Origin of the sequence: Streptomyces sp. NPDC058579, from assembly GCF_042718575.1 — a bacterium.
Taxonomy (GTDB): Bacteria; Actinomycetota; Actinomycetes; order Streptomycetales; family Streptomycetaceae; genus Streptomyces.
On sequence record NZ_JBHXPI010000002.1, the window covers coordinates 428,585 to 440,647 of the forward strand.

Here is a 12,063-nt window from a genome sequence, read left to right on the forward strand (position 1 = left end):
CCGAGGGGATGCGACAAGGGATCCTGCGATGGTGCTACTGAATGACGGTTCAGTATCGCGCATGCTCCGACCGAGAGCGGCGCGGGCCGACCATAATGGAACGACCCCGACCATCAGGAGGACCCGTGACCGGCACCGGCTCCGACCATTCGCTGCGGGCCAGGCTGCGCGCCCTGCGGCCCGAGGCCTTCGGCGCGGATCCCGCCGGCGAGCGCATGGAGCGCATCCGCCGCTCGCCGAACTTCGCGGACGGCGTCTTCCAGAACCCCGTGTCCGCCCGGCACAGGCCCACCGGCTCCAGCGTCGAGTTCGCGAAGATCTACTTCCAGAAGGAGGCCCGGGCGCGCCGGGCCCCCACGGGCCCGATCCCCGTGCACGCCACCACCCTGGCCGATCTCGCCAAGCCGCCGGTCTCGGGCCTGCGGATCACCTGGATGGGGCACTCCAGCGTCCTCGCGGAGATCGACGGCCGACGGGTCCTCTTCGACCCGGTCTGGGGCGACCGCTGCTCGCCCTTCGCCTTCGCCGGCCCCAAGCGCCTGCACCCGGTGCCGCTGCCGCTCGCCGCGCTCGGCCCGGTCGACGTGGTCGTGATCTCCCACGACCACTACGACCACCTCGACCTGCCCACGATCAAGGCCCTGGCCGGCACGGACACCGTGTTCGCCGTACCGCTGGGCGTCGGCGCCCACCTGGAGCGCTGGGGGGTGCCGGCCTCGCGGCTGCGCGAACTGGACTGGAACGAGTCCACCGAGATCGGCGACCTCCGGCTGACCGCGACCCCCGCCCGCCACTTCTGCGGCCGGGGCCTGCGCAACACCCAGCACACCCTCTGGGCGTCCTGGGTCGTCACGGGCCCCGAGCACCGGATCTACCACAGCGGCGACACCGGCTACTTCCCCGGCTTCGCGGAGATCGGCGCCGCGCACGGCCCCTTCGACGCGACCATGATCCAGATCGGCGCGTACAGCGAGTACTGGCCGGACATCCACATGACCCCCGCCGAGGGCGTCCAGGCCCACCTGGACCTCCAGGGCGGCCGCCCCCACGGCGTACTCCTGCCGATCCACTGGGGCACCTTCAACCTTGCCCCGCACGCATGGGCAGAGCCGGGTGAGTGGACGGCCGACGCGGGGGAGGAGGTCGGCCAGGCAGTGGCGGCCCCGCGCCCCGGCGAGCCGTTCGAGCCCGGGGAGAAGCTGCCCGAGGAGCCGTGGTGGCGGGGTGTGTCCAGTCCGATCGCCCGGCCGTGGCGCCGCCCCGGCCGAGCCGAGGCCGCGGCCGAGCCGCGCAGCGACGATCTGGACCTCGCGGGCGAGCGCTGACTCGTTGCGGTAGTACGCGGTAGTACGCGGTAGTAGGTGGTGTGTCAGCGGCGCGTACCGAGGTGTTCGACGTGCCCTCCCGCTGGGTGGTGGGTGGGCCAGCCGGGGTTGCCGGTCTCGGCGAAAGCGACCCACGACCGATGGATCCGGGCGGCGAGTTCGGCGGGGGGTTCCGTGGTGCCGAGGAGGGCTCGCGGGCCGCGTAGCGACGGCAGGGACACGCGGTCGAACACGAACGGCAGCTCCATGACGTGGCTGGCGCCGAGTTGTCCGTCGATCGCGTCGGAACGCCAGACGAACTCGTAGCAGTACGTCCGGCCGGGCGCGGTGCTCGCGTGTGCGGCCGCCATCTTCCGCGTACCCGCTCCGAAGAGGCCGTCGCCGAGGATGAGGGTGCGGAGTTCGGCCGTCGTGGCGGATGGATGTCGTGCCGCCTGGTAGGCGCGTACGACGTCGGCGGGACGCGCGTGGAACTGCGCCGCGGTCCGGAGGAGATCGTCCTCGGTGCTGGCTGCCAGGACACCGAGCGGGGCCAGGTAGAGGCTTCCCTCGTCGAGGTTGGAGCCGATCAGCAGGTCGATTCCCGACCCGTGGGCGGCCAGTGCCGTGGCGGGCTGACGCTCGCTGACGAGGCTGAAGGAAGTGACGCCCGCGAGCGGGTGGTGGTGGGTGGCGGTGCGCAGGTCCAGGCCGGTCAGGTGGGGCAGGACGTCGATGAGGTGCGCGTCCGGGATGTCCGCCAGGGTGCGGGCCGTGGGTTCGATCTCCAGCGCGCGTCCGACCGCCGCCGTGACGATGCCCGCCTGCTCCGGTGTGAACGCGGCGGTGCCGCTGCCGCTCTGGATGATCGCCCGCCGGACCAGGCCGGAGGAGGCCGGGTCGGCCACGATGCCGCCGACGATGATGCCGCCGGCCGACTGGCCGAAGAGGGTGAGGTCGGCGGGATCGCCGCCGAAGTGTGCGGCGTTCTCCTGGATCCAGCGCAGGGCCGCGAGTACGTCGAGCATGCCCCGGTTGTCGGGCGCGTCCGGGAGGTGGAGGAAACCGGGAATGCCGAGGCGGTAGTTGACGGTGATCAGGACAACGCCGTCGCGGGCGAAGGCCGTTCCGTCGTAGAGCGGTGCACGGGTCGATCCGGCGACGAAGCCTCCGCCGTGCACGAACACCATGACCGGCCGCGGCTGCCCTGCAGGTCCCTCCGGCCCTTCCGGCCCTTCTGGTTCGGGGGCCCAGATGTTCACGGTGAGGTAGTCGTCGCCGCGCTGCCAGCCCGGGCCGAAGTAGGGCGACATGTCGAGGGCGCCGAAGGAGTCCCGGGCGGGCTGGGGAGCGGTCGGTCCTGGATGTGTCGCGTCCCGGACCTCGCTCCAGCCGGGGTGCTGACGTGGAGCGGTGAAACGCTGAAGTCCGGTGGGTGGCGCGGCATAGGGCACGTTGAGGAACACCGTGCCGTGTTCGTCGTGGCGGCCGCGGATCGGTCCGTGGGTCGTGGTGACGGTGGCGAAGGTGTCGGGGGACGTCATCCGGTGTCTCCTCGGCGGTGCTGCGGCCATGCCGCCCCCTCGCGTTGTCCGGGGGCGGCATGGCCTGATCGGGTGGGTCTGTGGGTCTGTGGCGGGGTGGGTCTGTGGGGCGGTGGGCCGCGGGTCAGTACCGGATGATCGGCGCCCAGTTCTTGATCGCGAAGCCGTTCCCCCGGTGCTCGACCTCGAGGGCGCTGTGGCCGCTGAAGTGGGCCGGGAGTACGAGGGCGTTCGCGTCGGCGGCCCAGCCGAGCAGCTTGCGGCGCGTCGTGCGGGCCTGTGCCGGGTCGTCGCAGAAGCAGCTGTTGTGGTCCGGGTGCGTGACCTGCAGGGGAGTGTGCATCAGGTCGCCGGAGAACAGGGCCTTGTCACTGCCGGAGGCCAGTTCGACGACGCTGGAGCCGGGCGTGTGGCCGGGGGCCGCGAGCAGGCGCAGGTGGGCGTCGATGGTGTGGCTGCCCTCCCACAACTGGACCTGCCCCGCGGCGTGGACGGGGGCGACGCTGTCCTCGAAGACGTTCTCGTTGACCCCGCCTGCGATGCCCGGGTTGTTCGCCGGGTTCCAGAACTCGAAGTCGGCCTTGGGCATCAGGTAGGTGGCATTGGGGAACGTCGGCACCCAATCACCGTCGACCAGGCGGGTGTTCCAGCCGACGTGGTCGACATGGAGGTGGGTGTTGACCACCAGATCGACGTCCTCGGGACGTACGCCCGCCCGCTCGAGGTTCTGGAGGTAGCCGAGGTCAAGGTGGTCCCAACTCTCGACGGCCGGGCGGGACTTGTCGTTGCCGATGCCCGTGTCGATCAGGATCGTCCGACCACCGCTGCGCAACAGCCAGGTCTGCATGGCGACATGGACCATGGTGTCGTCGGCGTTCAGGTGGTCGGGAACGAGCGTCTCCCGGTGCTCCTTCCAGGCCTCTGCGGGCATGTCGGGGAAGAACTGGTCGGTGGGCATGATCGGCCCGTGCATCTCTTCGATCCGGGTGATGGTGACATCACCCAGGGTGATGCTGTCTGTGTGCTGCATGGCTGTCTCCGTGAGGTGAGTGACGTGAGAGAGGGGTGTGGTGCCCGCGCCGGTCAGCGCTTCAGGTGCAGGCGGACCAGGTTGGGGTCCTTGGCGGTGAGGTACGCGGCGCTCGTGACGTAGACGGTGTCTCCCCGCACGGCGACTGACGTGGGGTTCTGCAGGCCGTCGGCCGGGGTCAGCACGATGGAGTGCCTGCCGTCGGACTCGACCAGGGCGACCTGGCTCGTTCCGTTGAGGGTGGCCAGCAGTTGATCGCCGCGGCCGGTGAACGCGAAGTCGTCGATCCCCTGCAGTCCGGTGGCCTCGGTACGGACCCGGCCGGCCCGGCCGTCCGGGCGGATCGGGATGCTGAGGGCGGTGCCCTTGTCGAGGTTGGTGACCCAGACCGCACCGTTGTGGATCTTCAGGCCATTGACGCCGAGGAAGCCGTCGGGGGCCAGTTCGGGGGCGGACCACACGGTGGGGCTGCCACCCGTGGTGGGCACACTTGAGATGGTGCCGAGCACGGAGTCGGTGATGTAGAGCGTGCGGGTACGAGCGTCCAGGGCCAGGCCGTTGGGCAGACCGTTCGCGGGGAGCGCGGCGATCCGCTGCGGCTTGCCGCCGGGGCGCAGGCGCCACACACCGGTCAGGTCCGGCGTACCGGTGGCGTACAGGAAGTAGAGCGTGCCGTCGTGCGCGCGGACAATGCCGACGGTCAGCGGGAAGCCCAGCACCGGGGTGCGGACGCCGCCGTCGGCGGGTTCGGGCAGCGTGGCCAGGATCCGGGTGGTGCCGTCGCGCGAGACCTTGGCGACCTGGCGGCCCGCGGCGAAGGTGACATAGGCGGCGCCATCCGGTGCCAGGGCTATGTTCTCCGGCGTCTGCCCCTTGGCCAGATCGAAGTGCACGGACGCCCGTGGAACGAGCTGCGGGGCGGCTGTGGTGGAGGCGGAGGCCGTCGGGAGGAGCACGGGGGTGGCCGCGACGACGGCGGCTGACGCCGCTGTAAGGGTGAGGAGCTTGTTGTGCATGGTTCCTTCGCTGGATCTGGGCATGCGGCAGCCGCGCGCCGACGCAGGGGGATGGCTGAGCGGGCGATGAGTTGGTCGATGTGGTTGGGGCAACTGAGGTGTGAGGCGACCGATGTCAGTCGGCGAGCACCTGAGACCCCGGCCGCCGCGACGGGCCGGCGCTGAGGGGTTCGTGCGGGGCGGGCCGGGCAGTGGTGGACGGTCCGGTCGCCTGGGCGAGCAGGGCGAGTGCGGTACGGGAGGGCGAAGTCGTCTCCGTGGTGGCGACGACGACCACGGGGTCGGTGCCACGGCTCAGGGTCTGCTGGACGACGGTGAGGGTCCCGACCAGCGGGTGCCGCATCTCGTAGGCCGCGACGGTGCACGCCTTGACCCGATGGTCGGCCCACATGGTGGCGAACTCGGCGCTCTTCGAACCCAGTTCGCCCACCAACGCGTGCAACGCGCTGTCCTCCGGGTGCTGCCCGGCCACCAGCCGCAGGCTCCCCACCACGGCCTTGGCCTTGCTGGGCCAGTCGGCGTACAGCTCGCGGGTGTGCGGGTCGAGGAACACCAGCCGGGCCATGTTCGGACGCCCGCCCGGGCTTTGCGGGGCATCGGGGTCCAGGTGCCCCGCGAAGAGGGCGTGGCCCAGGCGGTTCCACGCCAGAACGTCACTGCGCCGGCCGAGCACGATCGCGGGAACGTCGTCCATGACCTCCAGCAACTGACGTGTCGCCTCGGTCACCCGCTCCGGAGCGGGCCGCCGGTTCCGGGGGCGGTGCCTGTCCGCCTGGGCCAGGTCGTGCAGGTGCAGCCGCTCGGACTCGTCCAACCGCAGGGCCCGGGCGATCGCGTCCAGTACGTCGGGTGAGGCACCCTGCGACTGGCCCTGCTCAAGGCGCGTGTAGTAGGACGCACTCACACCGGCCAGAAGCGCCAACTCCTCGCGCCTGAGCCCCGGAACGCGCCTGCGTTCGCCGTAGGTGGGGACTCCGACGTCCGCCGGTCGCAGCTGGGAACGCCGCGTCCTCAGGAAGTCTCCGAGCTGTGCTTGTCCGTTCATGACTCCGAGTATCAACAGCCTCGGAGCTCCGTGCCTGCCCCTGCTGTGGGTAGGCACGGCAGGGTCTGGCCGCCGCGCCGCATGACCGGTGGAGTGGCATTCCTCCTAGTACTGCCACGGTCTCTGCTGTGACGCCCGTGCGAGGATCGACGGCGTGAACGATCTACGCTTCCGTCTCGCCGAGGACGCCGACCTTGCCGCGGTCGTGCGTCTGCGCGACGACGCCGCCCGCTGGATGCTCGGCCGGGGCGTCCTGGTCAGTGGCGGCCTGGTGAGCTGGGGGAGGACCACTTCCGCCGGATCATGGAGCGCGGTGAGGTGTGGCTCGCGGAAGCCGCGGGTCGTGTGGTCGGGGCCTGGGAGCTCTGGTGGGAGGACGAGGACGCCTGGGGGCCGCAGCCGCCGACGGCCGGCTACGTCCACCGGCTGATGGTGGACCACAGTCGCGTCCCGGCCGGGACGGGGCGCCGGCTTCTGCGCGTCGCTGAGCGCCGCGTTGCCGAGGCGGACCGACCGCTGCTACGTCTGGACTGCCTGGCCGGCAACGAGCGGCTGAAGGCGTACTACCTCGACGCCGGTTACCGGGTTGTCGGACACAAGGAGGGCAAGCCGCAGCCGGGCGGTACGCCCAAGTCGTTCACGCTCCTCGAAAAGTCCGTACGGGACGGAGAAGCGTAGGAATCGCCCGGCAACCGCGGAGCTCCGCGGCGGCGCACTCGCGGACCGCACAGGGCGTCCCCGACCGCAGCAGGCACTGAGCCGCCGAGGTCGGGGACGGCCGGTCAGGTGGTGGCTCGGGCCGCGGCCTCGATGAGGCGGGTCGTGGTGCGGGGGTGGCTGATCATGGCGACGTGGGATGCGCCCCGTGCCTCGACGACGTGGCGGGCGCGGGCCCGGTCGTAGAAGAAGCGCTGCAGGGCGGGCGGAATCGCCTTGTCGGTGTCGGCGACCAGACCCCAGGAGGGGATCGTGCGCCAGGCCGTGGCCGTCGTGGTGTCGGTGAAGCAGGTGGCGCTGAAGGGCCGTTGGGTGGCCTGCATCAGGCGCGTGGTGGCGACCGGCAGGTCGGCGGCGAACGCGGCCCGGAACTTGTCGGCCTCCAGGTACAGGTCGACACCCGTCGTGCCGTCCGCGCCGGCGAAGGGGACCGGGCGGGTCGCGGCCTCGATGATGCTGCCGGGGTACTTGTTGATCAGGACGCTGAGTTGCTCGCCCTGGTCGGGGACGAAGGCGGCGATGTAGACGAGCGCCTTCACGTTGGTGGCCTCGGCGGCGGCGTTGGTGATGGTGGCGCCGCCGTACGAGTGCCCGACGAGCACCACCGGGCCGCTGATCGATCTCAGGACGCTGGCGATGTAGGCGGCGTCCGTGGGCAGGCTGCGCAGCGGGTTGGCGGGGGCGATGGTCGGATAGCCGGTGTGCTGCAGCCGCTCGATGACACCGTTCCAGCAGGAGGCGTCGGCGAATCCGCCGTGCACCAGCACGACGGTCGGCTTGCTGCTCGCCCCGGCCCCGGCCCCGGAGGGGGCGGCGGCGGAGGCTGCCGAGGAGAGCGGTCCCAGCAGTGCCGCCGTGCTCGCTGCGGCGGCGGTGCCGGCGAGGACGCGACGGCGGGTGAGCTCAGGGTCCATGAGGAACTCCCAGAGTGGTCGGGATGGAGTGTGTCGTCCGGATACGGGCGCCGGGCGGAGTGCCCGGCGCGAAAGCGACCACTAGGAAGGGGCGTTGACGCCGTTCGCCGCCTGGGCGATGACGGCGGCCACGACGGCCGGCCGGGAGACGTAGACGGCGTGGCTGCCGGGGGTCTCGGTGACCGTCGCGCCGGTACGCTCGGACATGGCACGCTGCGCGGCCGGCGGGATCATGCGGTCGTCGGTGGCGACCAGGTACCACGACGGCTTGGTCTGCCAGGCCGGCTCGGAGACCGCCCCTTCGAGGGCGTCGACGCCCCAGGGGACCTGGGAGTCGGCCATGAACGCGGCCGTCGACTCGGGGACGTCGGCGGCGAACGAGGCCGCGAACCTGTCCCGGTCCAGGAGCAGACGGCCGTCGACGGGCGGCAGGATCGGCGGGACCGGCGCACCGGGCGCCGGGTCGGCGATCAGGGTGCTGACCGACTCGCCCTTGTCCGGCGCGAACGCGGCGATGTAGGCGAGCGCGGCGACGTTCGGGTGGTTGCCGGCTTCGGTGATGACGACCCCGCCGTACGAGTGGCCGACCAGCACGGCCGGGCCGTCGAGGCGGTCGAGGATCTGGTGGGTGGCGACGACGTCACCGGCCAGGGACTCGGTCGGGTTCTGGACGACGGCCACGCGATACCCCTCGGCGGTCAGGTGGTCGTACACCCCCTGCCAGCCCGATCCGTCCACGAATCCACCGTGCACGAGCACGATGTTCCTGATGTTTCCCATGACCGTCTCCGCTCTGGAGGGACGGGCTCGGTGCCCGTCCGGTGCCTCCCATCCAAGTCGTCCGACGGGGCACACAACATGCAGAGCAGTACGCAGAGTTGGCGCTCGGTGACGTGTGCGCTTCTTGCTCTGCTGTCGTCAGGCTGCGGTCACCAATGCCTGGCAGCGGCTGCTCGCCTCCGTGTCACCGATCGACTCGAAGACCCGCGCGGCCCGTACGTAGGCGCGGCTGCTCTCTCCGGCGCGGCCTTCCTCGGCCAGCAGGGCGGCCAGCGTCTCCAGGGCCTCGGCGCGCCGGTAGTCGGACACCTGGAGGGTGTCCAGCAGGTCGATCGCGGTACTGAGCGTGGTGATCGCCTCAGGCCTGCGGCCGAGGTGACCCAGGCACTGGGCGACGCGGATCAGCGCGAACGGCCGGCTGTGCGTCACGACGCTCGGTGACATCCCGGAGGCTTCGTCGTCCATCAGCGCGACCAGGGCGAGGTACTGCTCCAGTGCCTCGGCATGGCGTCCGTCGTCACGAAGGCAGTTGGCGACGTGGGCGAGGCACTGGACGTAGCTGTCGATGTCGTCGATTCCCCTGAACGTCTCCGCTGCCCGCAGCGACATGGCGACGGCTTCGTCGAGCTGTCCGAGGGTGTGCAGCGCCGTCGCGGTGTACTCCTGCGACCAGGCGACCTGCGCCGTGGCGCCGGCCCGGGTGGCCAGCTCCAGGGCCTCGGCCGCGTACCCCATCATCGCCCTCGGGTCGCGCGGCGGCACCGACTTGACCCACGCCACGTAGTTCAGCTGCGTGGCCTGCTGCGCCAGGTCCCCGAGGGCGGCCGCGGCCTCCGCCCCCAGCGTGAAGACCTCGTGCCAGTGCGCGCCGTGGACCCAGCGTTCGGAGTACCAGTGCATCGACTCGGCGCAGTCGAGCACGAGGGAGGGCCGGGCGGCGAGCGAGATCCGCATCGCTCCCAGCCAGTTGTCCACATGGCTGCGCAGCCACCAGTCGGCCTCGTCCGCTGAGGCCTGGGCCGCCAGGTCGGGGTCGGGCCGGTGGGGACGGCCGTAACCGGGCTCGAACCAGCGCCCGGACATCGTCGCCATCCGCAGCAACCACGACGTCACCCGCTCCGTCAGCGCCTCTTGCCCGGCCGCGGAATCTTCCTCCTGGAGCCGCTCGCGGGCGAACAGGCGGACCAGGTCGTGGAATCGGTAGAGGCCCTCGCCACTGTCCTGAAGCAGGCCGAGGTCCACGAGCTCGTCGAGGGCGTCCCAGGCGTCCACGATCGGCATACCGCCGGCGACGGCCGTCAGCGCGGCGTCGAAGTCCAGGCCGGGCACGACGGCGAGGTTACGGAACACCCGGCGGGTGGAGTCAGCGAGTTGCTCGTACGAAAGACCGAACGCGTTGGCGATCTTGAGGTCGCCGGCATGGAACTGCTCGAGCCGGCGCTCCTCGTCGGCCAGCCGGGCGGCGAGGTGGGCGGAGTCCCAATCGGGGCGGCTGAGCAGCCGGTTGCCGATGATCCGCAGCGCCAGGGGCAGCCCGCCGCACAGCTCGGCGAGCCGGGTGAGCGTCGACTCCTCGTCGCGCACCGAACGTTCGCCCAGGATCCCGGTCAGCAGCTCCGTGGACTCCGACAACGGCAGGGGGCCCAGGACGAGTCGGCGGACGCCCTCCAGGCCTGCCAGCAACCGCCGCGTGGTGATCAGAGCCCGGCTCGCGCCTCCACCCGGCAGCAGGGGACGTACCTGTTCCTCCGACGCGGCGTTGTCGAGCACGACCAGGACATGCTTGTCCCTCAGCAACGAGCGGTACAGAGAGGCGCGTTCGTGAGGATCGCCCGGGATGTTCTGGTCGGCGGTGCCGAGCGCGCGCAGCAGCTGCCGCAGCGCGTCGTCGGCGGTAAGGGGCCGCTGGGACATGCCGAGCAGATCGAGGAACAGCACCCCGTCGGGGAAGCTCGCCCGCACGGAATGGGCGGCGCGGACGGCGAACGTGGTCTTCCCCAGGCCGGCGGAGCCGGTGATGAGGCCCACCACGCCGACCCCCGGCGAACTCTCGACGTACACGAGCTCGCTCAGCCAGATCAGCTCCTCGGCACGACCGGTGAAGTCCTCGACCATCCGGGGGAGTTCGCAGAGCCCGCTCTGCCGCGCCCAGTGGTCCCGCAGCCGGCCGTCGCGCGCCAGCTCGATCAGCCGGGTGCGACCGCTGTCGTCCAGCTTCAGCGCATCCGCCAGAGCGGTGACGGTACGGGCCTGAGGGCCCTTGCTCCGTCCGCGCTCCATGTCCGACAGGGTCCGGGCGCTGACGCCCGAGACCTCGGCCAGCTGCTCCAACGTCAGCCGCGCCGCGCGGCGGTGGTCACGCAGTACTTCCCCGAATGCCGACCGGCCCGTTCCGTCCATGTCACTCCTCAGCGCGCCGGGGGCAATCTGCCAACAGCCTCGGGACACCGGCCTCGTACGTCCAATACACAGTGGTGATGGCAGCGGTCATGCTCCCTGATGGCACCGGGGCGAGCGGCCCTCGTGCCCGTCGCAATACGGGCTCTCAGCTGCGGAGTTGATAGTTTGGCCGTCATGGAGCTCCGTACACTTGAGTACTTTGTCGCGGTGGCGGAGGAGGGGTCGTTCACCAGGGCGGCGGCCCGCTGTCATGTCGTGCAGCCGGCGATCAGCCAGCAGATCCAGGCCCTGGAGAAGGAGTTGGGCGAGCCGCTGTTCGAACGGCTGCCCCGGCAGGTGGTTCTCACCTCCGGCGGAGCCGCCCTGCTGCCGCACGCCCGCGCCTGTCTGGCGGCGGCCGCTTCGGCGGTCCTGGAGTTCGCCGACCGGTCCGGACTCCTCAGCGGCTCTTTCGCGCTGGGGACCGTCGGGGGTCTCGAAGGCACCACCATTCCCAAGTTGCTGGGGGAGTACCACCGGCGGTACCCCCAGGTCGCGGTGACGCTCACCGGGGCGTCGAGCCCGTCCCTCCTTGGGAAGGTCCGCGACGGGGAGATCGACGCGGCCGTGGTCGCGGGACCGCCGGAGGGCACGCCCTCCACCGTGGCCACACGGGTGCTCCTGGAGGACCGCATCGTCGCCGTCCTCCCCGCCGGAAGCCGGCCCGCGAACCGTCCGATGTCCCTCGAGGAGGCGGTCCGGAGCCCGGTGATCAGTTACGGCCGCGACAGCGGAGTGCACGCGTACATCCGTGAGGCCTTCGCGGCCAAGGCGCTCCGGCTCGAGGTCGCGTACGCGACGAACGACGTCGCCCTCCAGGTCGCGCTGGTCGCGGAGGGCATCGGCATCGCCCTGACCTCGCACGCGAGCCCGGTCCTCGCGGCCGACCCGCGCTTCGTCGTCGTGCCGCTGGAGCCGGCCATCCGGCTGCGGAAGGTGTTCGTCTGGCGAGGCGGCACCCGGCCGAGCGCACCCCTGCGGGCCTTCCTCGACCTGTGGACGGAACTGTCCGACCCACACGAGCCGCCCCTCGCCGAGTAGGGCCCCGCCCGCTCGCCGGGCCCGTACAGCTCCCGTGTCGCCGGTCACGAGGTAGTCGAACTCGCGCGGGTGGTGATGCGAACGCGAATGCGAACGGTGAAGGGGAGTCCGCGGGGCGCGGGTGAGGCTCCCGCTCGCGGTCCGGAGCGGAGGTGCTCGCTTCGTTGTGCGAGCGGGTACGGGTCGATTCCGGTCACGGCTGGATCCCGCCGACGGGGGAGGCGTGCGGAAGG

9 protein-coding genes and 1 pseudogene are annotated in these 12,063 nt (G+C 71.4%); 3 read left to right on the top strand and 7 right to left on the bottom strand.

Annotation, left to right across the window (positions count from 1 at the left end; genetic code table 11):
• The first annotated feature begins 95 nt into the window (after positions 1-95).
• The gene (locus tag ACFWRO_RS04820) at positions 96-1,325 is read left to right on the top strand and encodes an MBL fold metallo-hydrolase (protein WP_384504322.1); all 1,230 of its coding nucleotides are present in this window, start codon (positions 96-98) and stop codon (positions 1,323-1,325) included.
• Positions 1,326-1,369: 44 nt separating this feature from the next.
• Here ACFWRO_RS04820 and ACFWRO_RS04825 read toward each other — a convergent pair whose 3' ends face one another.
• The 4 genes from ACFWRO_RS04825 to ACFWRO_RS04840 form a co-directional block, all read right to left on the bottom strand.
• Entirely contained in the window at positions 1,370-2,848 is a 1,479-nt protein-coding gene (locus ACFWRO_RS04825) for a carboxylesterase/lipase family protein (RefSeq protein ID WP_384504324.1), read from the bottom strand.
• Positions 2,849-2,972: 124 nt separating this feature from the next.
• Entirely contained in the window at positions 2,973-3,878 is a 906-nt protein-coding gene (locus ACFWRO_RS04830) for an MBL fold metallo-hydrolase (protein ID WP_384504326.1), read from the bottom strand.
• A 53-nt stretch (positions 3,879-3,931) separates the two neighbouring features.
• Positions 3,932-4,894: an SMP-30/gluconolactonase/LRE family protein gene (locus ACFWRO_RS04835; RefSeq protein WP_384504328.1), complete on the bottom strand. Its 963-nt coding sequence runs from the start codon at positions 4,892-4,894 to the stop codon at positions 3,932-3,934.
• Positions 4,895-5,009: 115 nt separating this feature from the next.
• Entirely contained in the window at positions 5,010-5,939 is a 930-nt protein-coding gene (locus tag ACFWRO_RS04840) for a helix-turn-helix domain-containing protein (RefSeq protein WP_384504330.1), read from the bottom strand.
• A gap of 154 nt (positions 5,940-6,093) precedes the next feature.
• Here ACFWRO_RS04840 and ACFWRO_RS04845 point away from each other — a divergent pair.
• Positions 6,094-6,617 (top strand): annotated as a pseudogene (locus tag ACFWRO_RS04845) (GNAT family N-acetyltransferase).
• A 104-nt stretch (positions 6,618-6,721) separates the two neighbouring features.
• Here ACFWRO_RS04845 and ACFWRO_RS04850 read toward each other — a convergent pair.
• The 3 genes from ACFWRO_RS04850 to ACFWRO_RS04860 form a co-directional block, all read right to left on the bottom strand.
• A complete protein-coding gene (locus ACFWRO_RS04850) occupies positions 6,722-7,570 on the bottom strand; it encodes an alpha/beta fold hydrolase (RefSeq protein ID WP_384504331.1) in 849 nt (282 codons plus the stop codon).
• A gap of 81 nt (positions 7,571-7,651) precedes the next feature.
• Positions 7,652-8,350, bottom strand: a complete 699-nt coding sequence (locus ACFWRO_RS04855) for an alpha/beta fold hydrolase (protein ID WP_384504333.1) — start codon at positions 8,348-8,350, stop codon at positions 7,652-7,654.
• Positions 8,351-8,488: 138 nt separating this feature from the next.
• A complete protein-coding gene (locus tag ACFWRO_RS04860; RefSeq protein ID WP_384504334.1) occupies positions 8,489-10,750 on the bottom strand; it encodes a helix-turn-helix domain-containing protein in 2,262 nt (753 codons plus the stop codon).
• A 174-nt stretch (positions 10,751-10,924) separates the two neighbouring features.
• Here ACFWRO_RS04860 and ACFWRO_RS04865 point away from each other — a divergent pair, with 174 nt between their 5' ends.
• Positions 10,925-11,830, top strand: coding sequence for a LysR family transcriptional regulator (locus tag ACFWRO_RS04865; RefSeq protein ID WP_384504336.1), 906 nt, complete (start codon positions 10,925-10,927; stop codon positions 11,828-11,830).
• Positions 11,831-12,063 lie beyond the last annotated feature (233 nt).